22 protein-coding genes are annotated in these 21,864 nt (G+C 73.9%); 12 read left to right on the top strand and 10 right to left on the bottom strand.

From position 1 onward, the window contains the following. Nucleotides 1–2,300: transglycosylase domain-containing protein (locus ACWGB8_RS23790; RefSeq protein ID WP_452215582.1), on the bottom strand; the 2,300-nt coding region annotated here is incomplete at its 3' end. A gap of 331 nt (nt 2,301–2,631) precedes the next feature. On the opposite strand from ACWGB8_RS23790, the gene ACWGB8_RS23795 reads away from it, so the two are divergent. The 6 genes from ACWGB8_RS23795 to ACWGB8_RS23820 all read left to right on the top strand — a co-directional run bounded on the left by ACWGB8_RS23795 (nt 2,632) and on the right by ACWGB8_RS23820 (nt 8,562). Further along, nucleotides 2,632–3,558, top strand: coding sequence for an ABC transporter permease (locus ACWGB8_RS23795; protein WP_452215583.1), 927 nt, complete (start codon nt 2,632–2,634; stop codon nt 3,556–3,558). Further along, the gene (locus tag ACWGB8_RS23800) at nt 3,551–4,423 is read left to right on the top strand and encodes an ABC transporter permease (protein ID WP_452215584.1); all 873 of its coding nucleotides are present in this window, start codon (nt 3,551–3,553) and stop codon (nt 4,421–4,423) included. The genes ACWGB8_RS23795 and ACWGB8_RS23800 overlap by 8 nt, the downstream gene beginning before the upstream one ends. Before the next feature lie 119 nt (nt 4,424–4,542). Continuing rightward, entirely contained in the window at nt 4,543–5,502 is a 960-nt protein-coding gene (locus tag ACWGB8_RS23805; RefSeq protein ID WP_452215585.1) for an ABC transporter ATP-binding protein, read from the top strand. A gap of 138 nt (nt 5,503–5,640) precedes the next feature. Then, nucleotides 5,641–6,069, top strand: coding sequence for a GNAT family N-acetyltransferase (locus tag ACWGB8_RS23810; RefSeq protein ID WP_452215586.1), 429 nt, complete (start codon nt 5,641–5,643; stop codon nt 6,067–6,069). 87 nt (nt 6,070–6,156) lie between these two features. After that, a complete protein-coding gene (locus ACWGB8_RS23815; RefSeq protein ID WP_452215587.1) occupies nt 6,157–7,452 on the top strand; it encodes a DUF445 domain-containing protein in 1,296 nt (431 codons plus the stop codon). Nucleotides 7,453–7,503: 51 nt separating this feature from the next. Continuing rightward, on the top strand, nt 7,504–8,562 hold the full coding sequence (locus ACWGB8_RS23820; RefSeq protein ID WP_452215588.1) for an adenosine deaminase: 1,059 nt from the start codon (nt 7,504–7,506) through the stop codon (nt 8,560–8,562). Nucleotides 8,563–8,623: 61 nt separating this feature from the next. Here the strand turns inward: ACWGB8_RS23820 and ACWGB8_RS23825 are convergent, their stop codons facing one another. Genes ACWGB8_RS23825 through ACWGB8_RS23835 form a run of 3 tightly spaced genes read right to left on the bottom strand, consistent with a single transcriptional unit; the run spans nt 8,624 to nt 11,230 of the window. Continuing rightward, the gene (locus ACWGB8_RS23825; RefSeq protein WP_452215589.1) at nt 8,624–9,223 is read right to left on the bottom strand and encodes a hypothetical protein; all 600 of its coding nucleotides are present in this window, start codon (nt 9,221–9,223) and stop codon (nt 8,624–8,626) included. Then, a complete protein-coding gene (locus ACWGB8_RS23830) occupies nt 9,220–10,917 on the bottom strand; it encodes an alpha/beta hydrolase (RefSeq protein ID WP_452215590.1) in 1,698 nt (565 codons plus the stop codon). Before ACWGB8_RS23830 ends, ACWGB8_RS23825 begins: the two co-directional genes overlap by 4 nt. A 4-nt stretch (nt 10,918–10,921) precedes the next feature. Then, a complete protein-coding gene (locus ACWGB8_RS23835) occupies nt 10,922–11,230 on the bottom strand; it encodes a type VII secretion target (protein ID WP_452215591.1) in 309 nt (102 codons plus the stop codon). A gap of 175 nt (nt 11,231–11,405) precedes the next feature. Between ACWGB8_RS23835 and ACWGB8_RS23840 the strand changes: the two genes are divergently transcribed. Continuing rightward, nucleotides 11,406–11,528 (top strand): hypothetical protein, encoded by a 123-nt coding sequence (locus tag ACWGB8_RS23840; RefSeq protein WP_452215592.1) that lies wholly within the window; start codon nt 11,406–11,408, stop codon nt 11,526–11,528. Here ACWGB8_RS23840 and ACWGB8_RS23845 read toward each other — a convergent pair. The 3 genes from ACWGB8_RS23845 to ACWGB8_RS23855 all read right to left on the bottom strand — a co-directional run bounded on the left by ACWGB8_RS23845 (nt 11,510) and on the right by ACWGB8_RS23855 (nt 13,472). Continuing rightward, on the bottom strand, nt 11,510–12,265 hold the full coding sequence (locus ACWGB8_RS23845) for a hypothetical protein (protein WP_452215593.1): 756 nt from the start codon (nt 12,263–12,265) through the stop codon (nt 11,510–11,512). The two genes, ACWGB8_RS23840 and ACWGB8_RS23845, sit on opposite strands and share 19 nt — an antisense overlap. A gap of 100 nt (nt 12,266–12,365) precedes the next feature. Beyond that, nucleotides 12,366–13,058 (bottom strand): YidC/Oxa1 family membrane protein insertase, encoded by a 693-nt coding sequence (locus tag ACWGB8_RS23850; RefSeq protein ID WP_452215594.1) that lies wholly within the window; start codon nt 13,056–13,058, stop codon nt 12,366–12,368. Between the two features lie 120 nt (nt 13,059–13,178). Then, entirely contained in the window at nt 13,179–13,472 is a 294-nt protein-coding gene (locus ACWGB8_RS23855) for a DUF6412 domain-containing protein (RefSeq protein WP_452215595.1), read from the bottom strand. A gap of 167 nt (nt 13,473–13,639) precedes the next feature. Here ACWGB8_RS23855 and ACWGB8_RS23860 point away from each other — a divergent pair, with 167 nt between their 5' ends. Continuing rightward, complete coding sequence (locus ACWGB8_RS23860) at nt 13,640–13,924, top strand: type II toxin-antitoxin system Phd/YefM family antitoxin (protein WP_452215596.1); 285 nt, start codon at nt 13,640–13,642, stop codon at nt 13,922–13,924. Next, complete coding sequence (locus ACWGB8_RS23865; protein WP_452215597.1) at nt 13,917–14,357, top strand: PIN domain-containing protein; 441 nt, start codon at nt 13,917–13,919, stop codon at nt 14,355–14,357. The genes ACWGB8_RS23860 and ACWGB8_RS23865 overlap by 8 nt, the downstream gene beginning before the upstream one ends. Nucleotides 14,358–14,411: 54 nt before the next feature. Here ACWGB8_RS23865 and ACWGB8_RS23870 read toward each other — a convergent pair whose 3' ends face one another. Together ACWGB8_RS23870 and ACWGB8_RS23875 are read right to left on the bottom strand one after the other, a co-directional pair. Beyond that, the gene (locus tag ACWGB8_RS23870; RefSeq protein ID WP_452215598.1) at nt 14,412–15,521 is read right to left on the bottom strand and encodes a Gfo/Idh/MocA family protein; all 1,110 of its coding nucleotides are present in this window, start codon (nt 15,519–15,521) and stop codon (nt 14,412–14,414) included. Between the two features lie 174 nt (nt 15,522–15,695). Next, nucleotides 15,696–16,766 carry a lytic polysaccharide monooxygenase auxiliary activity family 9 protein gene (locus ACWGB8_RS23875; protein WP_452215599.1) on the bottom strand — a complete coding sequence of 357 codons (1,071 nt, stop codon included), beginning with the start codon at nt 16,764–16,766 and terminating at the stop codon, nt 15,696–15,698. 406 nt (nt 16,767–17,172) lie between these two features. Between ACWGB8_RS23875 and ACWGB8_RS23880 the strand changes: the two genes are divergently transcribed. The 3 genes from ACWGB8_RS23880 to ACWGB8_RS23890 all read left to right on the top strand — a co-directional run bounded on the left by ACWGB8_RS23880 (nt 17,173) and on the right by ACWGB8_RS23890 (nt 20,204). After that, nucleotides 17,173–17,952 carry an HAD-IIA family hydrolase gene (locus tag ACWGB8_RS23880; RefSeq protein ID WP_452215600.1) on the top strand — a complete coding sequence of 260 codons (780 nt, stop codon included), beginning with the start codon at nt 17,173–17,175 and terminating at the stop codon, nt 17,950–17,952. Nucleotides 17,953–18,266: 314 nt separating this feature from the next. Continuing rightward, a complete protein-coding gene (locus ACWGB8_RS23885; protein ID WP_452215601.1) occupies nt 18,267–18,995 on the top strand; it encodes a uracil-DNA glycosylase in 729 nt (242 codons plus the stop codon). Between the two features lie 165 nt (nt 18,996–19,160). Continuing rightward, nucleotides 19,161–20,204 (top strand): glycoside hydrolase family 6 protein, encoded by a 1,044-nt coding sequence (locus ACWGB8_RS23890; protein WP_452215602.1) that lies wholly within the window; start codon nt 19,161–19,163, stop codon nt 20,202–20,204. Between the two features lie 97 nt (nt 20,205–20,301). Here the strand turns inward: ACWGB8_RS23890 and ACWGB8_RS23895 are convergent, their stop codons facing one another. Continuing rightward, nucleotides 20,302–21,576: a hypothetical protein gene (locus ACWGB8_RS23895; protein ID WP_452215603.1), complete on the bottom strand. Its 1,275-nt coding sequence runs from the start codon at nt 21,574–21,576 to the stop codon at nt 20,302–20,304. Between the last annotated feature and the right edge of the window lie 288 nt (nt 21,577–21,864).

The raw sequence follows: 21,864 nt of genomic DNA on the forward strand, positions 1-21,864 counted from the left end.
GTCGCGGGCGGTCCTGTGGTGGCGGCTGCGGGCGCGGTCGGGGTGCGTTCGGCGGTGGGGCGGGCGGACGGCGGCTGCGGGCTGGGGCCGGCGGCCCGGCTGGGGGCGGGGTCGGGCTGCTGCGGTGCGGGGGTGGCGGTCGGCCGCTCGGTGGCCGCGGCGGTGGGGGTGGGCCGGGGCGGTTCGGTCGGGGCGGCCGGGCTCGCGGGGGCGGTGGCGGTCGGCGGGGCGCTGGGGATCGCGGTGGTCGGGGTGCCCGCTCCGGTGGGCCGGTCGTGGCGGCGGTTGCCGCGGCTGGGCTGGAGGTCGAAGCGCTGGACGTCGGTGCCGTCCAGGGCCTCGCTCATGTAGGCGGTCCAGATCCGGGTGGGGAAGGCGCCGCCGTTGATCCGGTCGAGTCCGGCGGTGCCGGCCAGCGGCTGCTTGGCGTGGGTCTTCGGGTGCTCCCGGAACAGGCCGACGGTGGCGGCGAGTTCGGGGGTGTAGCCGGCGAACCAGGCGGACAGGTTGGAGTCGGTGGTGCCGGTCTTCCCGGCGGCCGGGCGGCCGAGTTCGAGCGCGGCGGCGCCGGTGCCGCGCGGGCCGACCACCTCGCGCAGGACGTCGGTGACGGCGTCGGCGGTGCCCCGGTCGAGGGCGGTGGTGGGGACGTGCTGCGGGAGGGCGGGCACCGCCTGGCGGCCGGCCCGCTCCAGCTTCCGGACGGCCCACGGGGTGTACGCCTGGCCGTGGTTGGCGAGGGCGGCGTAGGCGCCGGCCAGGTCGACGGCGCTGGGGGTGGCGGTGCCCAGGGTCATCGAGGTGTTGGCCGGGTCCATGCCGGGGACGTCCCCGGGGATGCCGAGCCGGACGGCGGTCTCCCGGACGTGGGCGAGTCCGGCGTCGACCCCGAGCTGGGCGTAGACCGAGTTGACGGACTTGGCCATGGCCTGGCGCAGGCTGATGTGGCCGTAGTCGATGTCGTCCTCGTTGGGCGGGGCGTACGGGGTGGGGCCGCCGGTGACGGGGCGTTCGCTGGTGCCGTCGTAGCGGGTCTCGGTGGTGATGGGCCGGCCGTCGCCGCTGCTGCGGCCGGAGGTGAGGCCGGCGGCGAGGTCGAAGGGCTTGAAGGTGGAGCCGATCTGGTTGTCCTTGCGCAGGGCGTCGTTGTAGGGCTGCTTCGCGTAGTCGGGTCCGCCGTAGGCGGCGACCAGGCGGCCGGTGGCGGTCTCGACGGAGGCGCCGGCGACCCGGACGTCGGTGTCGGTGGCGGGCCGGGCGCGCGGGTCGAGTTCGGCGGTGAGCTCCTCCTGGACGGCCTTGACGAAGGCGTCCTGCTTGTCCTTGTCGAAGGTGGTGGTGATGCGCCAGCCGCCCGACTTGAGGGTGGCGCTGTCGAGGGTGCCGGAGGAGACCAGGTAGTCGTCGGCGATGCCGACGAGGTAGCCGGCCTGCCCGGCGAGGCCGGTGGCGGGCTGCGGGTCGATCGGTTCGGGGAAGGCGACGGCGGCGCGGGCGGCGGCGTCCAGGAAGCCGAGCTGGACCATCCCGTCGAGCGTGTAGTTCCAGCGGGCCACGGCCTTCTCCCGGTTGGCGGGGCTGGCGACCTTGACGTCGTAGGCGCTGGGGGCCTGGAGCAGGGCGGCGAGGTAGGCGCCCTGGGGGAGGGTGAGCTCGGCGGCGTCGACGCCGTAGTAGGCGCTGGCGGCGCTCTGGATGCCGTAGGCGTTGCGGCCGAAGTAGCTGGTGTTGAGGTAGCCGGCGAGGATCTCGTCCTTGCCGCGCTGCTGGTCGACCTTGAGCGCGATGAAGAGTTCGCGGCCCTTGCGGGCGAAGGTCTGGTCCTGGGTCAGGTAGTAGTTCTTGACGTACTGCTGGGTGATGGTGGAGCCGCCCTGGGTGCCCTGGCCGAGGAGGGTGTTCCAGCCGGCCCGGACCATGCCGCGCAGGTCGACGCCCCGGTTCTGGTGGAAGCTGCGGTCCTCGGCGGCGACCACGGCGTGCTGGACGTCCGGCGGGACCTGGGTGAGCGGGACGTCGATGCGGTTGACGGCGCCGGTGCGGGCGATCTCGGTGGTGCCGTCGGCGTAGTAGTAGATGTTCTTCTGGGCGACGGCGTGCGCGTTGGGATCGGGCACCGGGACGATCAGGTACAGCACGGCGAAGGCGCCGACGGCCAGGAGCAGGGCGGCGGTCAGGGCGCCGAGGGCGACCCGCCAGGTGGGCAGCAGCCGGCGCCACAGGGGCAGGGCCCGGCGGGCCTCGCGGCGGGCCTCCCGCCTGGCTCGGCGACGGGTACGCAGCTGTGCCCTCAGGTTCATGCCGCGATTATGTGCTATTTGATCCGGAATCAGTTGCTTCTCTTTTGGCGTACGTTCGTGGCGGCGGGTGGCGCGGGTCGTCCGGGACGGGGTGCCGTGAGGGGCGTCGCGCGGGGGCGGGCGCGGTGCGGGCGGCCGCCGGTGGCAAACCGGGTGCGAAGCGTGATCCCCGGCGGTACGGTGAAAGATGCGAACTTCATAGCGAGCCCACGGCGTACAGCTCCGCCCGTCGAGCCCGGCACCCCCGGGTACGGCCGGTCGGAGCCGGTCCGGCGTGCGCTCTGGCAGCCGGGCGCCCGTACGCGCCCATCTTTGTCGACAAGGAGACAATATGCCGAATGCCGTGCCCGGGGCCGCCGCGCCCGCCGACGGCGAGCCCTTCCGGCCCCCTCCGGATGGCCGTCACCCGAACGGGTGGCAGCCCGCGCGCCCCCGGTGGCGGCCGAGCGGCGGCAGCCTCGGCCTGTACGCCGCCGTCGCCCGCGGCGCCTTCCGCCGCTACGCCACCTACCGCGCCGCCACCCTCGCCGGGTCCTTCACCAACACCGTCTTCGGCTGCATCCTCGCCTCCACCTTCGTCGCCCTCTGGCAGGCCCGCCCCGGCCTCGGGGGCTACGACCAGTCCGCCGCCGTCACCTACATCTGGGTCAGCCAGGCGCTGCTGGTCACCGTCGCGGTCTGGGGCGGCGGCTTCCAGGACGACGTCCAGGAGCGGTTCCGCACCGGCGACATCGCCATCGACCTCTACCGCCCCGTCGACTTCCAGGGCTGGTGGCTGGCGACCGACCTCGGCCGGGCCGCCTTCCACCTGGTGACCCGCGGTGCCATGCCCACCCTGGCGGGCGCCCTGCTCTTCCGCACCCGGATGCCCGAACAGCCGCTGACCTGGGTGTTCTTCGTGATCTCCGTCCTGCTCGCGGTGGTCGTCAGCTTCGGCGTGCGCTTCCTGGTCTCGCTCACCGGCTTCTGGCTGCACGACTCCGAGGGCGTGCGCTCGGCCGTGCTGGTGGTGGCGATGTTCCTCTCCGGGATGCTGCTCCCGCTGAGCCTCTTCCCCGGCTGGCTCGCCCCGGTGGCCCTGGCCCTGCCGTGGGCCGCGCTGATCCAGGTGCCGACCGACGTCTTCCTGGAGCGCTGCACGGGCGCCGAGCTGTTCGGCGCGTACGGCTTCCAGCTGCTCTGGGCGGTGCTGCTGCTGGCCGCGGGACGGTTCGTGCAACTGCTCGCCACCCGCAAGGTGGTGGTGCAGGGTGGCTGACCTCCGCGGGGCGGCCGCCCCGCTCGTCCTCCCGCCGGCCCTGCGCTCCCGCCGCGGGCGGACGGCCTGGGCGCTGCGCTCCTGGTGGCTGACCGCCGGGATGTGGGTGCGCTCGACGATGTCCTACCGCGCCTCGTTCGTGCTGATGGTCGCCTCCAGCATCGCCGTCACCTCGCTGGACTTCGTGGTGGTCGTGCTGATGTTCCGGCACACCGAGCAGATCGGCGGCTGGACCCTGCCCGAACTCGCCTTCCTCTACGCCACCTCCGGCTTCGCCCTCGGCCTGGCCAACACCCTGGTCGGCAGCGTCGACTCGCTCGGCCAGCGGATCAACGCGGGCACCCTGGACACCATGCTGGTGCGCCCCGCCCCGGCCCTCGCCCAGGTCTGCGCCGAGCGCTTCTCGCTGCGCCGGCTCGGCCGCCCGCTGCAGGCCCTGGCGGTGCTGGTCTGGTCGCTGACCGCCCTGGACGTCGACTGGACCTGGGACCGGGTCCTGCTCGTCCCGGTGCTGCTGGTCTGCGGCACGGTCATCTTCGCCGCCGTCTTCATCGGCTTCGCGTCCCTGCAGTTCTGGTGGGACCAGGTCAAGGAGATCCAGAACGCCTTCACCTACGGCGGCGCCACCCTGCTGCACTACCCGCCGACGATCTTCGCCAAGGAGCTCGTCGCGGGCGTCGTCTTCGGCATCCCGCTGGCCTTCGTCAACTGGCTGCCCACCCTGCGCATCCTCGACCGCCCCGACCCGCTCGGCCTGCCCACGGCCTTCCATTACGCCTCGCCGCTCGTCGCGGTGCTGTCGGTCGTCGTCGCCGGACTGGCCTGGCGGGCCGGACTGCGGGCGTACCGCGGCACCGGCAGCTGACCCCGGACCGCCCGCGCAGCCACCACCGCCCGCGCACCCAGCACCGCTCGCGCACCCAGCACCGCTCGCGCACCCACGACCGCCGGCCGGACCACCGGCCGCCAGAAGGGACCCGAACCATGGCACTCATCGAACTGGAGGACGTCCGGCGCACCTTCACCGTCCGGGCGAGGACCGGGCGGCTGCGCCGCGAGAAGCGGGAGGTGCGGGCCGTCGACGGCCTGACCTTCACGATCGACGCCGGCGAGTGCGTCGGCTACATCGGGCCCAACGGCGCCGGGAAGTCCACCACCATCAAGATGCTCACCGGCATCCTCGTCCCCACCTCGGGCCGGCTGCGGGTGGCCGGCGTCGACCCGGCCCGCGAGCGGGTCGCCCTCGCCCAGCGCATCGGCGTGGTCTTCGGGCAGCGCACCACGCTCTGGTGGGACCTGCCGCTGCGCGACTCGTACGAGCTGGCGCGCCGGATCTACCGCATCCCGGACGCCCGCTTCCGCGCCAACCTGGAGCGCTGCGTCGAGCTGCTGGACCTCGGCGCCCTGCTGGACACCCCGGTGCGCCAGCTCTCGCTCGGCCAGCGGATGCGCGGCGACCTGGCGGCGGCGCTGCTCCACGACCCGCAGGTGCTCTACCTGGACGAGCCGACGATCGGGCTGGACGTGGTGAGCAAGGCGAAGGTGCGTGCGTTCCTGCGCGAGGTGAACCGGGCCGAGGGCACCACCGTCCTGCTCACCACCCACGACCTCACCGACATCGAGCAGCTGTGCGACCGGGTGATGGTGATCGACCACGGCCGGGTCGTCCACGACGGCGACCTGGACGGCCTGCACGCGGCCGGGCGCAGCGAGCGGACCCTGGTCGTCGACCTCGCCGAGGCCAGGCCGGCCATCGAGGTGCCCGGCGCCCGGGTGGTCCGGGTGGACGGGCCCCGCCAGTGGCTGGCCTTCCCCGCGCAGCAGAGCGCGGCGCCCGTCGTGGCGGCCGTCGCCGACCGCTACCCGCTGGTCGACCTGTCGGTGCGCGAGCCGGCCATCGAGGACGTGATCGCCCGGATGTACGCCGAGGTGGCGATCGGCTGACCGGCCGGGGCGCGGGTCGGCGGCCGCCCGGCCGGCGACGGCGGCGCGGCGCGCAGGGAGGCGTGCGGGCGTGCTGTTCTCCGGGCGGGCGGCCGAAAACGGCGGGCCCCGGGCGGCGCGGGCTGTCACCATCCGGTCATGGAGATCCGTCCCGCCACCGCCGTCGCCGAGGTCCTCGCCGCCGGGCACCTGTTCGACAGCGCGCCGCTGCCCGGGGCGACCGAGGAGTTCCTCGCCGACCCGCGCCACCACCTGCTGATCGCCTACGTCGACGACGGCTCCGGTGCCGTCCCCGCCGGGATGGTCACCGGGGTCGAGACGACCCACCCGGACAAGGGCACCGAGATGTTCCTGTACGAGCTGGGGGTGGACGAGCCGTACCGGCGCCGGGGCGTCGGCCGGGCCCTGGTCCGGGCGCTCGCCGGGCTGGCCCGCGAGCGCGGCTGCTACTGCCTCTGGACGCTGACCGAGGTGGGCAACGACGCCGCCCGGGCGACGTACCTGGGCGCGGGCGGCGAGCCGGAGGACGGACTGGTGCTCTACAGCTGGCAGTTCGACCGGGACTGACCCGGAGGCGGGCCCGGGCGGCGCTCCGGTGCGCGGAAACGGGGGTGAGGCCGTCCGCTCGCGCCGGGCACCGGGCAGACTGGCGGGGTGAGCGACGAAGCCTTCAGCGGGACCGGCCACGGAGTCAGGTTCACCGCAGCCGACGAGGAGAAGCGACAAGGCGTACGCCGGATGAAGACCATCGCGACGGGCCTGCTGGCCTTCGCGACCCTGGTCTTCGGGCTGGCGACCTGGGCCGAGTCGGCCGGGGCGGGCGCCTGGGCCGGCTATGTGGCGGCGGCCGCCGAGGCGGGCATGGTCGGCGCACTGGCCGACTGGTTCGCCGTCACCGCGCTGTTCCGGCGCCCGTTCGGGCTGCCGATCCCGCACACCGCGATCATCCCGACGAAGAAGGACGCCTTCGGGAAGTCGCTCGGCGACTTCGTCGGCGAGAACTTCCTCTCCGGGCAGGTGGTGCGCGGCCGGCTCGCGGCCCTGGGCATCGGCCGGCGGCTGGGGGAGTGGCTGGCCGCCCCGGGCAGCGCCGAGCGGGTCACCAAGGAGGCGTCGGCGGCACTGCGCGGCGTCCTCACGGTGCTGCGGGACGACGACGTCCAGGCGGTGGTCGCCGAGGCGGTCACCCGGCGGGCCGCCGCCACCTCGGTGGCCGAGCCGATGGGGCGGATGCTCGGCAAGGTCGTCGCCGACGGCGGCCACCACGGCGTGGTCGACCTGGTCGCCGTCCGGGTGCACGACTGGCTGACCGAGAACCACGAGGACGTCGTCCGGCGGGTCACCCAGAAGACCCCCGGGTGGACGCCGAAGTTCCTCGACCACCAGGTCGGCGAGCGGGTGTACCGGGAGCTGATGCGCTTCGTCACCGATATCCGGGACGACCCCGAGCACGCCGCGCGCGGGGCCGTCGACAGGTTCCTCGCCGACTTCGCGACCGAGCTGCAGACCGACCCGGAGACCATCGCCCGGGTCGAGCGGGCCAAGTCCGAGCTGCTGGCCCGCCCCGAGGTGCAGGACCTCATCGCCTCCACCTGGGCGGCCGTGCGCACCCTGGTGGTCAACGCCGCCGAGGACGAGGACAGCGAGCTGCGCCGGCGGATCCGCACCGGGGTGCGGACCTTCGGCGAGCGCCTGGCCACCGACCGCAAGCTCCAGGCCAAGGTCGACGGCTGGCTGCAGGACGCCGCGCAGTACGTCGTCGACACCTACCGCACCGAGATCACCTCGCTGATCTCGGAGACCGTGGCGAGCTGGGACGCCGACGAGGCCTCCCGCAAGATCGAGGCGAACGTGGGCCGCGACCTGCAGTTCATCCGGATCAACGGCACCGTGGTCGGCGCGCTCGCCGGACTCGTGATCCACACGGTGGCGATCACGTTCGGCGGGTGACTTACCCTGGCGGGACCTGTAGATACGCGCGTAGCGGAAGAAGGAGACACCGTGGTCCAGCCGGACGGAAGCCGGGTCGCCGGTCGGGGCATCGAGGCGTTCATCGCCGGAATGCCCAAGGCGGAACTCCACGTCCACCATGTCGGGTCGGCCTCGCCCCGGGTGGTCGCCGAACTCGCCGCGCGGCACCGCAGCGCGTCGAAGGTGCCGACCGACCCGGAGGCCCTCGCCGAGTACTTCACGTTCACCGACTTCGCCCACTTCATCGAGGTGTACCTGAGCGTCGTCGACCTGATCCGCGACGCCGAGGACGTCCGGGCCCTGACCTACGGCATCGCCGAGGACATGGTCCGCCAGAACATCCGGTACGCGGAGCTCACCATCACGCCGTTCTCCTCGGTGCGCCGCGGCATCCCCGACGTCGCCTTCATGGAGGCGATCGAGGACGCCCGGCTGCGCGCCGAGAAGGAACTCGGCATCGTGCTGCGCTGGTGCTTCGACATCCCCGGCGAGGCCGGGCTGGAGTCCGCCGAGGAGACCGCCCGGCTGGCGGTCGACCTGGCGCCGGAGGGCCTGGTCAGCTTCGGCCTGGGCGGTCCGGAGATCGGCGTGCCGCGCCCGCAGTTCAAGCCGTACTTCGACCGGGCCCGGGCGGCCGGCCTGCACAGCGTCCCGCACGCGGGCGAGACCACCGGCCCGGAGACGGTCTGGGACGCGCTGCGCCTGCTCGGCGCGGAGCGCATCGGCCACGGCACTCAGGCGGTGAAGGACCCGGCGCTGATGGACTTCCTCGGCGAGCACCGGATCCCGCTGGAGGTCTGCCCGACCTCCAACATCGCCACCCGGGCGGTGGAGCGGATCGAGGAGCACCCGATCCGGCAGATGGTCGACGCGGGCCTGCTGGTCACCGTCAACAGCGACGACCCGCCGATGTTCGGCACCGACCTGAACACCGAGTACGCGGTGGCGGCCCGGCTGCTCGGCCTGGACGAGGCCGGGGTCGCGGGGCTCGCGAGGAACGCCGTCGAGGCGTCCTTCCTGGACGCCGCGGGCAAGCGCCGGATCGTCGGCGAGATCGACGCCTACCTGGCGGGCTGGGACAAGGGCTGAGGCCCGCCCGCGCCGGAGGGCACGGTCCGGGCACCGCCCGCACCGTGCCCTCCGGTGGCCCCTACTTCGACCAGAACGGGTCGTCGACCAGCGGCAGCCCGTAGTTCGGCAGGTCCGCGCCGCCCGTGCCCGTGGGCAGCGGCTCGCCCTTGCCGAAGGGGTGCACCTCGCCGTCGAACTTCACGTCCTTGACGGACGCCGTGACGGTGGCGGTGTTCTCCGTACTCACCACGAGCTCCAGCAGGTAGCCCTTGGAGGTGCGGACCGACATCGACGGGTCCTTCGGGTTCACGGCCTCGGTCGTGTAGCCGCGCTGCTTCCAGTGGCGTTCGACGACGCCGAACAGGCTGCCGACCTTCTCGGTCGAGAGCCTGGTCAGCACCAGCCGGCGCTTCTTCGCGGTCGCGGCGATGCTGTCCTTGCCGTTCCACTCCTGCTTCACGGCCAGCTCGAACGGCTCGTCGTGCCAGGTCAGCGCCGGTGTGATCGCGGTGAAGGTGTCGTTCAGCAGGGCGTCGATCTCGTCCCGCGCGGTAGTGGCCTCCACGGTTCCCCTTCCCTTGTCGTCCTTGCCGCCCAGCTGGCCGCAGGCGCCGAGCGCCAGGCTCGCGGCCAGCAGCAGGGCGACGGGCCGCAGCCGGGCGGTCACCGATCCGGTCATCGGTGGTCCTGACGGGTGATCTTCTCAGGCTGCCCGCCCACGATACGGCTGATGTTGTTGAGCGACTCGCCCTCGAAGTAGTCGGAGTGGTTGTTGAACTGGTTGACCATGTCGTGGCCCGGGTGCACGTAGAAGCGCTCGGCGCCGAACTCGTCGCTGGTCGGGTCCTGGCCGTGCCACAGCTGGTGCGGGTCGACGAGGTGGCCGATGATCGCCCCGCCCGGTCCGAACGCGGCGCCGCCGGCCTCGGCCTTCGACGGCAGGTGGCTCACCGGGTCCAGCTCGGCGGCGCCCACGTACACGTGCTTCGGGTCCATCTTGAGGTCCGACGCCTTCTCGGCGCCGGTGCCCGGGCTGCCGATGAGGATCATGTCGTCGACCGGTAGGCCGCCGGGCCGCTGGGCGCCCTGGCCGACCGTCAGGGAGCCGTAGCTGTGCCCGAACGCGGTCAGGTGGGCCGGGGAGCCCTCGTGGGTGGCGCGCAGGCCCTGCATGAAGCTCTGGTAGGCCGCCCCGCCCTTCTCGGCGCGGTCCTTGAACATCACCGGGGAACTGTCGGGCGAGAAGCCCTCGTTCGGCGGCGCGTCGTAGCCGAGCCAGATCATCGAGGCGGTGTCGTTCTTGTTGCCCGTCCGGCCCTCGGTGGCGGACCAGACCGCCTTGGCGTTGTCCGCGTTGCCGCCGCCCACCGAACCCAGCTCGGTGCCCAGGCCCGGCACGAAGGCGGTGACGTTCTTGGCGGTGTCCGGGTTGCCGTAGGAGAGGATGCCGCGGCCCTGGCCCTCGTCGCTGACGCCCATCAGGAACAGCGGCGGCCGGTCGCCGTCGTCCTTCTTCAGGCGGTCCTGGATCGAGTGGAAGCCGTCCAGCTTGCGCTGGTCCCACTCCGAGCGGGGCTGCTTCTTCTCGTACTGCTCGATCAGCCGCGGCAGCATGATCCGGTTGGCCTGGTCGCGGGCAGCGGCGGGGATGCCGTCCCGGTTGCCGAGGTCCTCCGGGCGGCTCTGGATCAGGCGCTGCTGCTCCTCGGCGGTCAGGCCGTTCCACCAGGAGTTGACCTCGGTGGGGGAGGCGTCCTTGGGCGGCATGCCGGAGGCGACCAGGTCCTCCTTGAACAGGCCGCCGAAGCCGATCGACTCGGTGAGGTCGCTCATCGCCGAGTTCAGGTTCAGGCCCGCGCCGGTGCGCCCGTTCTCGGTGTAGTGCCGCAGCCGCTCGGTGGTCACCTGGTCGGCGTGCGCGGCCTCGGTGAGCGCCTTGTTGATCCGGTCGCTGATCGCCCGGCCGCCGCTCGCCGGGTCCTTGAAGTCGGGGTCCTTGCGCTCGGCCGGGGTGACCGGCGGCCAGGAGACCGAGCCGTCGTCACCGACCGTGTAGCCGGACGCCTTGGCGTCGGCCAGCGCGTCGAGCAGCTTCGACTGCGCCAGCAGGAACGCCTCCGCGCCCTCGCGCAGCACCGGCGCGATCATGGCCAGCTCGATCTTGGCGGCGGTCAGCTTGGCGGTGGTCTCGGTCAGCGACTTCTTGGCGTTCTCGGCGGCGTCGCCCGTCCAGTTGGAGTTCTTGACCCGGGTGTCGACCCCGGTGCCCCACGCCGAGGCGTGCTGGTCGAACTTGGCGGAGAGCGCCGTGTACTTGTCCGCCGCGGTGATCAGGTCGGCGGGCTTGGCGTCGCGCAGGGTACGGATGTCCATCGGCTCAGGCACCGCCCTTCGCGAGCGCACCGGCGTTGCTGCTCTCGGCCTTGCGGTAGTTCTGCGCCGTGGTGATCAGGTTGCCGCCCTGCCGGTCCATCTCGGCGGCCAGCGCGTCCAGGGTGGCGCGCCAGGAGTCGGTGCAGGTGTTCAGCTCGGCGCCGGTCGAGAAGCCCTTGAGCCCGGCCTCCGCCCGGTCCGAGGCGCCGAGCACGTCCTTGGTCTCGCCGGGTATGTCCCCGGCCGTCTTCTGTGCCGTCCTGCCGGCACCCTCCAGCTCGGTGGGCTGGACCTGGAATCCTGAGCCTGCCATGTGCTCCCCCGTGGTGTGAGACTGCCGAGCACATTAACGGACTTCTCCGGAAGCGGACGAGGCCGGTCCCGCCCGCGACCGGGTCCGCACCCGCCGCTGAGGGAGCGCCAGGTCGGGACGCGGGCGGCGGTGGGTCAGGTGCGGTCGGGCTCGGCGCCACCCCGCGGATGCCGCCGTGGTCCGGCTCCTGGCCCTCGTCCTCCTCGCCTCCGTGGTCGGCGCCGTCGGACGGGCGGCGACCGCCGTCCTCCGCGCCCGCATCGACGGCGACCACGGCCCTCAGAACAGCAGCAGGTAGAGCAGGCAGCCCAGGCCGACGGCGAGCAGGGAGGCCGGGAGCGACCAGGCGGTGTGCTTGTGGAGGGCTGCCGTGGCGGTGCCGTGGGCGAGGGCGGTGGCTGCGCCGGGTGCGGCGTAGGCGGGCGCAGGCGCCGACGGGGCCGGGTACCCGCACTGCACCGGTGTCGCCGGCTCCGCGGCGGGCGGCGGGGTGTGGGCGACCTGGGTCCAGGTGGTGCTGCCGCTGGGGGCGGGGGCCGCGCTGTACAGGGCGCCGGTGCCGAGCCGCAGCCAGCGGCGGCGGCGGACGTCGGTGAATTCGACCCGCAGGTCGGTGAGGCGGACCGGGCCCTCCTGCGGCACGCGGGTGACCAGCCGGTTGGACGGCCCGGCGGGCGGCGGGGCGACCGGCCGCCCCTGGAGGTCCAACTCGCCGCCGCCCGGGGTGATGTCGCGCTCCCGCCAGAGGATCCGCAGCCCGGTGACGGGCAGCGGGCCGAAGTTGGAGACGTACACCGAGGCGCCCCACACCTCGACGTGGATGAACTGGGCGTGCACGGCCTGCGATTCCTGGTCCTGGCGGGCCCGTTCGTGTTCGGCTCTCTCCCGGGCCTCGGTCTCCTGCCGCTCCATCCGGGCGGCGCGCTCCTCGGTGCGGCGTGCGATGACGGCTTGCTGGTGGTAGGTGGCCAGGCTGATCCCCAGCCCGAGGACGGTGCAGACGACACCGACCACCGCCACGATCGTCTCGACCATCCGAACAGACTGACGTCATGTCATGTAACTGTCCAGGGTGCCTCCCGCGGGCCGCCGCGAACGACACGGCAGCCCACAGTGGGTGCCCCTGGATCACCCGCTAGATCACCGCCATCCCCGAGGCGGGCACCGCGCTCCCGCGGTACAGCCAGGCGCGTTCGGCGGTGGCCCAGGCGGTGGTGGTCAGCAGGTACAGGCCCGCGGCGAGCGGCACCACGGCGGCGAACAGCACGGTGCCGAACGACAGGTACGGCAGGTAGCCCAGGCCCGGCTGCGGGTTCGGGTTGCCCGCCATCGACGCGCGCGCCCGCCGGAAGGCCACGTACGCGACCCCCGCCAGCGCGGCGAACAGCAACCCGAAGACGGCGATCTGCCCGGCGCCGTGGGCGCTGCCGACGTGCAGGCCGAGCGGGACGCCGAAGAAGGTGTGGTCGAGCAGGTCGTTCGGGGTGGTGAACAGCCGGTACATCACCGAGAAGAACGGGATCTGCACCAGCATCGGCAGGCAGCCCGCGAACGGGGACGCCTTCTCCTCCCGGTACAGCTCGGCGAGGGCCGCCTGCAGCTTCTCGGGCCGGTTCCTGTGCTTGCGCTGGAGTTCGGCGATCCGGGGGGCCAGCCGGGCCCTGGCCTTCTCCCCGCGGGCCGCCGCGCGGGCGAGCGGGTGCAGGGCCAGCCGGACCGCGACAGTGAACAGCACGATGGCGAGCGCGGTCGGCAGCACCTCCGCCAGTGCGGCGACGATGTCGTGGGCCACGGTGACGGCGGGGTCGAGCAGCGAGAGAACGGACATGGTGGAGCGAGCCCTCCGGGGTCTCGGGAGTCGGGTACGAGACGGAGGACGGCCGCGCGTCGGCGGTGGAAGGACACACTGCACTGCGACGGGGCCGCCACGGACCCCGGCAGCGCGCTGCTACGCGGCCGTCGGGGCCGCGCCGGGTGCCCTGGGGCGTCGCCGGCCCCGGGCGTCCGGATCGCGCTGAGGGAGGAAGGCGGTGTGCAGCGCCCGGCGCCGCATGACCCCGGCCCGTACGGTGGCGGGCGCCCGTGCGCCCAGCAGCCGGGCGGCGACCAGCGCCCCGCCGACCGCGCTGGCGAACAGCACCACGGCCGCCGCGGCGGCGACGGAGGCCAGCATCGTCGGCTCGACCACCACGTCCCCGGCCAGCACCCGGAGCACGCCGAGCAGCAGTGCGACGACGGCCAAGGCGGACCTCCTCCGGGGTGTTCGGGGCGGGGCGGACGGCTCTTCCGACGGTCTGGACGACGCAGGCGCGCACAAGGTTCCCGCCGGGGCGCAGGACTTTCTCGCGCGCCTCCGGCGGTCCGGTCCGCGCCGTAGCCTTCGGGGCTACGCGGGGCTACCGTGGACGGATGAGGACGATTACCCAGCGGGAGTTCCGGAACAACTCCGCCGCGGTGATGGACGCGGTGGAGGCGGGGGAGACCTTCCACATCACCAGGAACGGGGTCGAGGTCGCCGAGCTGCGGCCGGTGTCGGGGCGGCGCCGGCTCAGCGCCGAGGAGCTGGTGGCGCGGCACGTGAAGCTGCCGCGGGTGGACTACCAGCAGATGCGCAAGGAGGCCGAGGAGTACTTCGGCCCCGAGGAACTGGTCGGGGACGAGGGCGACGACCCGTTCGAGCGGCGACGTGGCTGAGGGGCGGGAGCGGGCCGCCCGGCGCCGGGGCTCCAAACGGCGGCCAGCCGGGGTGCTGGACACCTGCGTCTACATCGACCTCGCGCTGCTCGACCCGGCCGACCTGCCGGCCGTGCCGGAGCTGACCGCGATCACGCTGGCCGAACTGCAGCAGGGCGTCTCCATGGCGCGGGACCCGATCAGCCGGTCGGCCCGGCTGGAGGTGCTGGGCGCCGCGATGGCCGACTTCGACCCGCTGCCGTTCGACGCGGCGGCCGCCGCCCGGTACGGGACGCTGGTGACCCTGACCATCGCGGCCGGGCGGCTGCCGCGGCCGCGCCGGATCGACCTGATGATCGCGGCCACCGCCTCGGCGCACGGGCTGCCGCTGTACACGCGCAATCTGGCGGACTTCAAGGGGCTGGGCTCGGCCGTCGAGGTGATCGGCATCTGATCCGGCCCCGGCACGACGTCGCCGGGGCCGGGGGCGGGTCGGGTTCCGGCGACGTCAGGCCGGGTCGAGGCGGACGGCGGTGCCGGTGGCCGCGGAGGTGCGGGCGGCCTCCAGGACGGCGAGCACGGCGACCGCGTCGCGCGGGTCGACCGGGGGCGGGGTGCCGGGGTCGGCCAGGGCGGCGGCGATGCCGGCGTAGTAGGCGGGGTAGTCGCCGGGGTCGGTGGGCAGCGGCGCGGAGGACTCGTCCGTGCCGAGCGTGCCGTACCGGGACGGCTCGTCGGTGCCCCAGGGGTGCGTGCCGCCGTCGGGCCGGGGGACGCCGGGGCGGTGGCCGGCCCGGAGGTCCTCCTCCTGCGGGTCCATGCCGAACTTCAGGTAGCCGGCGGTGTCGCCCAGGACGCGCAGGCGCGGGCCGAGCAGCGGGGTGATGGCACTGGTCCACAGGTGCGAGCGGGTGCCGGAGGCGTGGGTGAGGGCGAGGAAGGCGTCGTCGTCGACGACCGCGCCGTCGCGCCGCACGTCGATCTCGGCGTAGACGGTCTCGACCGGGCCGAAGAGGGTGAGCGCCTGGTCGACGAGGTGGCTGCCGAGGTCGTAGAGGGTGCCGCCGACCTCGGCCGGGTCGGCGAGCTCGCGCCAGCCGGGCTTGGGCTTGGGCCGGAACCGCTCGAAGCGCGACTCGAAGCGGTGCACCCGGCCGAGGGCGCCCTCGTCGATCAGCCGCCGGGCGGTGAGGAAGTCGCCGTCCCAGCGGCGGTTCTGGAAGACGGAGAGCAGCACGTTCCGGGTCTCGGCGAGCCGGCACAGCTCCAGGGCGTCGACGGAGGTCGCGGCGAGCGGCTTGTCGACGACGGTGGCGATGCCCGCGCGGAGGGCGGCCCGGGCGAGCGGGACGTGGGTGCGGTTCGGGGAGGCGATGACGACCAGGTCGACGGCGTCCGGCTGCCCGAACAGCTGCTCGGGGGTGTCGAGGGCCCGGACGCCGGGGTGTTCGCGCTCCAGCCGGGCGCGGCGGTCGGGGTTGGCGGTGACCACCGCGTCGAGCCGCAGGCCCGGGGTGGTGGCGATCAGCGGGGCGTGGAAGGCCGAGCCGGCCAGGCCGTAGCCGACCAGGCCGACGCGGAACGGGGGGCGAGGGGTGGGGGGCGACACGGGGCTCATGCGCCCTACTCAACCACGGCGTACCTGGTCGGCCCGGGTTCGGCGGCGCGTCGGCCCTCCCGCATCGGTAGGGGTCCGGCAGCCCCGCGCCGTCGGGGGGAGGAGCCGTCGGCGCGGGGCTGCGGGTGCGGGGCCGGCACGCCTGCGGTCGCGTTCCCGGCCCCGGCCGCGGCGTCAGCGGGCGTGGGCCCCGCGGCCGCGGCGCTTGCGGTGGATGACCGCCATCGCGGCCCCGGCGAGCAGGAACGCGGAGCCGACCGAGGCGATCAGGCCGGTGGAGCGGTCGGAGCCGGTCTGGGCCAGGTGCTCGGCGGTGGTGCCGGGTGCCGGGGCCGCCCCGGCCGGGGTGGTGCCGCCGGTGCCGGTCGGGCCCGTCGGGGCGGGCGGAGCGGCGACGGCGGTGGACGCCGTGGTCGCACCGCCGGCGGGGACGGCCGTGGTGGCCGGCCGGGTGCCCGGGGCGGAGCTCGGCACCGTGGTCGAGGGGCCGGTCGGGGCGCCGGTCGGGGCGGTGCCGGTCGGGTGGGCGTGGCCGCCGGGGTGCGCGCCGCCGGTGCCGGTGTCGGTCGGTACGGGGGCGGTGCCCGGGGCGCTGCCGCTGCCGTCGAAGACCACGTCCGAGCAGGAGTAGAAGGCCTCCGGGCTGTCCGAGCGCTGCCAGATCGCGTAGATCAGCTGGCGGCCGGTCTTCCCGGTGGGGATCTTGCCCGGCAGGACGTACGAGCCGTCGACCAGCTTCGGGTCGGTGACCGTCAGGAACGGCTGCGACTCCAGGTTCGCCCAGGTCAGCGGCTTGGTGGGGTCGTAGCTCGGATTAGTGGCGAAGAGCTGGAAGGTGCCCCGGTGCGGGGCGGTCGCCCGGTAGCGGAAGGTGAAGTCGGCGCCGGCGACGAGGTTGGTGGCGGGCCAGTCGGCGCGCGGCAGGTCCATCCCCTTGTACACCGGGTCGCCGGCGCTGCACAGCTTGCCGTCCGGGATCAGCTGGCGGTGGCGGCCCGCCGCGTCGCCGATCCGCAGGCTCATCCAGTCGTACAACGCGGCCGTGCCCCCGGCGGCGACGGCGGCCTTGCACGCGGCCGACTTCGGGTGCTCGGCGCCTTCGAGGTAGCAGCCCTCGACCCGGCTGAGCGGGTTCTGCATCGAGCCGTGGGCGGCGGCGGTGCCGCTGCCGAGGGCGGTGACCGAACCGGCGGTGGCCAGGACGAGGAGGAGGGCGGCGGAGCGGCGGTGGTTGCGCACGGGCATGGCGGCGGAACCCCTTCGGAAGGAGCTGGCAGGGAGGGTGTGCCGCTCACGCTAGCCCGGCCCGAACGCCCTGCTGAGGGGTAATCAGTGCGGTTAGGGGCGGCTTAAGGAGCCGTTGAGGCGGGGGAGCCGGCCGGGGCGGCGGCAGCGGGGTGGCTCCGCGGCCGCCGGGCGGGCGGTTCGCGCAGGACAGGGCCCAGGTGTCGGGCGTGTCCCGGTGGACGGGACGTGCTGTCCTCGGGCAGGTGTGCGGATTAGGCTGTGGCCCGTTGGGGCAGCCAGTAGTACCCCCGGCGGTCCGGTGTCCCGAGGAGGGTCCGGCCGGTGGGAGGCGCAGCGGTGACGGCGGTGCGCCGCAGTTCGTACGACCATTGCAAGACGTCGCAAGACTTCGGGAGACACGCACGTGGCAGACCGCAAGCCCATCGAGTCCTGGCTGACCGACATGGACGGCGTCCTCATCCACGAGGGCACGCCGATCCCGGGCGCGAAGGAGTTCCTGCAGCGCCTGCGGGAGTCCGGCAAGCCGTTCCTGGTGCTCACCAACAACTCGATCTACACCCCCCGCGACCTCAGCGCCCGGCTGGCCGGCATGGGCCTGGAGGTGCCGGAGGAGTGCATCTGGACCTCGGCCCTGGCCACCGCCAAGTTCCTCAAGGGCCAGCGCCCGGGCGGCACCGCGTACGTGATCGGCGAGGCCGGCCTCACCACCGCGCTCTACCAGGCCGGTTACGTGCTGACCGACAACAACCCGGACTACGTGGTGCTCGGCGAGACCCGGACGTACAGCTTCGAGGCGCTGACCAAGGCGATCCGCCTGATCAACCAGGGTGCCCGCTTCATCTGCACCAACCCGGACGAGACCGGCCCCTCCACCGAGGGCGTGCTGCCGGCCACCGGCTCGGTCGCGGCGCTGATCACCAAGGCGACCGGGGTGGAGCCGTACTTCGTCGGCAAGCCGAACCCGCTGATGATGCGCGAGGCGCTGAACACGGCCGGGGCCCACTCGGAGACCGCCGTCATGATCGGCGACCGGATGGACACCGACATCGTGGCGGGCATGGAGGCCGGCATGGAGACGATCCTGGTGCTCACCGGTCTGACGGCCGCCGCCGACGTGGAGCGCTTCCCGTACCGGCCGACCCGGGTGGTCGACTCGGTCGCGGACCTGGTCGAGCTGGTCTGACCCCGCAGCCCCGGCGCCGTCGCCCGGCGCGCTGCCCCCGGTGTGCCCCTGTGCCGCCGGGGGCAGCGGCGTTCGGGGCGGGAGCGTTCGGGACGGGGCGCTCGGGAGGGGGGCGCTCGGGACCGGGGTGGCCCGGGGCGGGTCGTGCGCGGGTTCCGCGCAGTCGGGCCCCGGTGGGCGGGAGTGGGCGCGGAGTGTCGGTGGGGCTGTGTAGCGTTCTGGGTGTGAAGAGGCGTACGGGCCGCGGTCGGCTCCGGTGCGCGCAGGTCGGGGCGGTGCGGCGGTGAGCCGCAGCCCGGTGGGAGGTTGATGTCGTGACGGACACTGTCGAGGCGAGCGTGGCGGAGGCGGCGGCCGGGGGCGGGCTGGAGCTGCCCGAGTCCTGGCGCGAGGTGCTGGGCGCCGAGACCGAGAAGCCGTACTTCGCCCAGCTGGCGGCGTTCGTCGCGGCCGAGCGTGCGGAGCACCAGGTCTTCCCGCCGAGCGGGCAGGAGTTCTCCGCCCTGGAGGCCACGCCGTACGAGAAGGTGCGGGTGCTCGTCCTCGGCCAGGACCCGTACCACGACGACGGCCAGGCGCACGGCATGAGCTTCTCGGTGCTGCCCGGCACCAAGACCCCGCCGTCGCTGCGCAACATCTTCAAGGAGCTGGACGCCGACCTCGGCATCCCGGCCCCCGACAACGGCTACCTGATGCACTGGGCCGAGCAGGGCGTGCTGCTGCTCAACGCGGTGCTCACGGTACGCGCGCACGAGGCCAACTCGCACAAGGCCAAGGGCTGGGAGAAGTTCACCGACGCGGTGATCAAGGCGGTCAGCGACCGCGAGGAGCCGGTCGTCTTCGTGCTCTGGGGCAACTACGCCAAGAAGAAGCTGCCGCTGATCGACACCGCGAAGCACGTGGTGGTCCAGGGGGCGCACCCGTCGCCGCTGTCGGCCAAGCTGTTCTTCGGCAGCCGCCCCTTCTCGCAGATCAACGAGGCGCTGGACGGCTTCGGCGCGCCGGCCGTCGACTGGCGGGTGCCCAACCTCAAGGAGAGCTGAGCCCCCGGGGCGGACCTTCCGCCGCGGTCCGTGCACGGACCGGGCCGGGCTCCCCGCGCCGTTCGACGGCGGAGGAGTCCGGCCCGTACCGGTGTGCGAAGCTGGTGCCGACCCGGTCGCCGGACGGGGTCGGGGGAGGGGCTGTACGTGCGCCGGGTGAGGCGAATGCTGGGGTGTCGGACGGCTGTCGGGGCCGCGGTACTGGCGCTGGCGGTCGGCGCGGCCGGCTGTTCCGGCGGTGCGGTCCGGGACGGCTCCGGGGGTTCCGGTGCGGGCCCCGCGCCCACCGGTGCCCGGGGTTCCGCGAGCGCCCCGGCGGGCCCGCCGGCCCCGCAGCTCAAGGGCCAGACCTTCTTCGTCTCCGAGCGGACCAACGCCGCCCAGCAGGCCGTGGCCCTGCGCGCCCAGGGCCGTGCCGCGGAGGCGGACACCCTGGCCCGGATCGCCGCGCAGCCGTCCTCGCAGTGGCTCGGCGACGACGCGGCCCAGGGCATCGCCTCGCAGGTCAGCTGGACGGCCACCGGCGCCGGGCGCACCCCGGTCTTCGTGGCGTACAACATCCCGCACCGCGACTGCGGCCTCTACTCGGCGGGCGGCGCACCGGACGCGGCCGCCTACCGGGCCTGGATCAGCAGCCTGGCCGCGGCCCTCGGCGACCGCAGGGCCTGGGTGGTGCTGGAACCCGATGCCGTCCCGCACACCCTGGACGGCTGCGGGGTGACGGACGCGGCCGCCGCCGAGCGCTACGGCCTGCTGGCCTTCGCCGTGCAGGAGCTGAAGAAGCGTCCGCAGATCAAGGTGTACCTGGACGCCGGCAACCCGGGCTGGACGCGGGACCGCCCGGCGCTGGCCGAGGCGCTGCGCAAGGCGGGCGTGGGCGTCGCGGACGGCTTCTCGGTGAACGTCGCCAACTTCTACACCACCGACCAGAGCGCCGCGTACGGCTCCGAACTGTCCGCGCTGCTCGGCGGGAAGCCCTTCGTCATCGACACCAGCCGCAACGGCAACGGCCCGCTCAGCAGCGAGGCCTGGTGCAATCCGCCGGGCCGCCGGCTCGGCGAGACGCCCACCGACCGGACCGGCCGCCCCGGGGTCGACGCCTACCTGTGGATCAAGAACCCGGGCGAGTCGGACGGCGACTGCGGCCGGGGCGAACCGCGCGCGGGCACCTTCTGGCTCCCGTACGCGCTGGGGCTGGCCGGGAGCTGACGCCGCCCGGCCGCGGCCGGACCGGGGACGCCCCGGCACGGCCCAGCGCGGCCCCGGACCCGACACGGCACCCGGCCCAGGCGCGGCCCCGGACGGCTCAGCCGGCCGCGCCGAGGAAGCCCTCCCAGCCGCCCGCGGGGGCCTGCCCCACGTTCAGCGTGCGCAGCTTGCGGAGGGTGGACTGGTCCTGCGCCTCCAGCCAGTCCACCAGCTGGCGAAAGGACACCATCCGCACCTCGGGCCGGGCGGCGACCGCCTTGAGGGCCTCCTCGACGGCGTCCATGTAGATCCCGCCGTTCCACTGCTCGAAGTGATTGCCGATGAACAGCGGCGCCCGGTTGCCGTTGTACGCGCGGTCGAAGCCGGCCAGGTAGGCGTCCCGGGCCTGGGTGCGCCACTGCGCGTACTTGGCGGGGTCGCCCTTGGTGCTGCCGGCCGACTGGTTGGCGAGGATGTTGTAGTCCATCGACAGCACCTGGAACGTGTGCCCGGGGAACGGGATGCCCTGCAGCGGGAAGTCCCAGACCTTGCCGTCCTGCACCTTCTGCGGCCAGATCTGCAGCCCGCCGGAGGAGCTGGCGTCGTACCTCCAGCCCAGCTTCGCGGCCGTCGGCAGCAGGGCCTTCTGCCCCTCCAGGCAGGGGGTGCGCCCGCCGATGAGCTCCTTGCGGTAGTCGAAGGGCAGCGGGTCGACGTCGGTGAACCCGGTGTTGGTGCGCCACTGGGTGACGAAGCCGACCGCCTGCTCGATCTCGCTCTCCCAGTCCTCGGGCGACCACTTGTTGACGCCGTTGCCGTCCGGCCGGGTGGAGCAGAAGTGCCCGTTGAAGTGCGTCGCGATCTCGTGCCCGGCCAGCCACGCCCGGCTGATGAGCTTCAGGGTGCCCTTGACCCCGGCGTCCGAGAGATACGGGATGTCGGAGGCGCCGACCGAGTGCTTCGGCGGCCGGTAGAGGTCGGACCTGCTCTTCGGCAGGGTGTAGATGCCGGAGAGGAAGAAGGTCATCGCGGCCTTGTGCTCCTCGGCGAGCCGGAGGAAGCGGGCGAACTGGCCGTCCTCGGTGCCGCCGGCGCCGTCCCAGGAGAACACCACGAACTGCGGCGGGCGCTCGCCCGGCTTGAGCTTCTCGGCCCTGGGCTGGTTCGGCTGGGGGCCGGTGTCGGAGGTGGAGCCGTCCCCGATCGGCCGGGCCGTGGGCGTCCCCTTGACCGGACTGCCGCTCGCGCTGCCGCTGCCGCCGGGGCCGGCCGCGTCGCCGTTCGGGGTGGGGCCGGTGCCCGCCCCGCCGCCTCCGGAGCAGGCCGCCACCGTTCCGAGGGCCGCGGTGGCGGCGGTGGCGGCGAGCACGGTCCTGCGCGAGATGCCGGTCATGGTCTCCCCTGGTGCCGTCGGCCGGATGCCGGATGCCGGGGCGGCCAGGAGTCCCTCGATGCCGCACCGGTCGAAATCGGGCAAATGGACTAATACTTCGCTGTCAGCATGTCATGGGGGCCAAGCGGGAACAAAGCCGCCCGCACCACCCGAACGTCAACACGCCGACGCCCCGCGACCGGGCTGCAACCACCCGCCGGCTGTTGCCGTCCTGTGACGTGCCGCACTCCGGTGGGGGCTGCGCCGGGAACGCGGAAACGCCCCGGCGCGGAGCTGCCGGGGCGTCGG

The sequence above is a fragment of the Kitasatospora sp. NPDC054939 genome (assembly GCF_053610105.1).

Bases quoted from the DNA above. Each gene is read 5' to 3' on its own strand.
- ACWGB8_RS23845 (WP_452215593.1), bottom strand. From the start codon at position 12,265: ATGGTCGAGACGATCGTGGCGGTGGTCGGTGTCGTCTGCACCGTCCTC.
- ACWGB8_RS23875 (WP_452215599.1), bottom strand. From the start codon at position 16,766: ATGCCCGTGCGCAACCACCGCCGCTCCGCCGCCCTCCTCCTCGTCCTG.
- ACWGB8_RS23805 (WP_452215585.1), top strand. From the start codon at position 4,543: ATGGCACTCATCGAACTGGAGGACGTCCGGCGCACCTTCACCGTCCGG.
- ACWGB8_RS23890 (WP_452215602.1), top strand. From the start codon at position 19,161: ATGCTGGGGTGTCGGACGGCTGTCGGGGCCGCGGTACTGGCGCTGGCG.
- ACWGB8_RS23895 (WP_452215603.1), bottom strand. From the start codon at position 21,576: ATGACCGGCATCTCGCGCAGGACCGTGCTCGCCGCCACCGCCGCCACC.
- ACWGB8_RS23810 (WP_452215586.1), top strand. From the start codon at position 5,641: ATGGAGATCCGTCCCGCCACCGCCGTCGCCGAGGTCCTCGCCGCCGGG.
- ACWGB8_RS23825 (WP_452215589.1), bottom strand. From the start codon at position 9,223: ATGACCGGATCGGTGACCGCCCGGCTGCGGCCCGTCGCCCTGCTGCTG.
- ACWGB8_RS23830 (WP_452215590.1), bottom strand. From the start codon at position 10,917: ATGGACATCCGTACCCTGCGCGACGCCAAGCCCGCCGACCTGATCACC.
- ACWGB8_RS23795 (WP_452215583.1), top strand. From the start codon at position 2,632: ATGCCGAATGCCGTGCCCGGGGCCGCCGCGCCCGCCGACGGCGAGCCC.
- ACWGB8_RS23860 (WP_452215596.1), top strand. From the start codon at position 13,640: ATGAGGACGATTACCCAGCGGGAGTTCCGGAACAACTCCGCCGCGGTG.
- ACWGB8_RS23850 (WP_452215594.1), bottom strand. From the start codon at position 13,058: ATGTCCGTTCTCTCGCTGCTCGACCCCGCCGTCACCGTGGCCCACGAC.
- ACWGB8_RS23835 (WP_452215591.1), bottom strand. From the start codon at position 11,230: ATGGCAGGCTCAGGATTCCAGGTCCAGCCCACCGAGCTGGAGGGTGCC.
- ACWGB8_RS23870 (WP_452215598.1), bottom strand. From the start codon at position 15,521: ATGAGCCCCGTGTCGCCCCCCACCCCTCGCCCCCCGTTCCGCGTCGGC.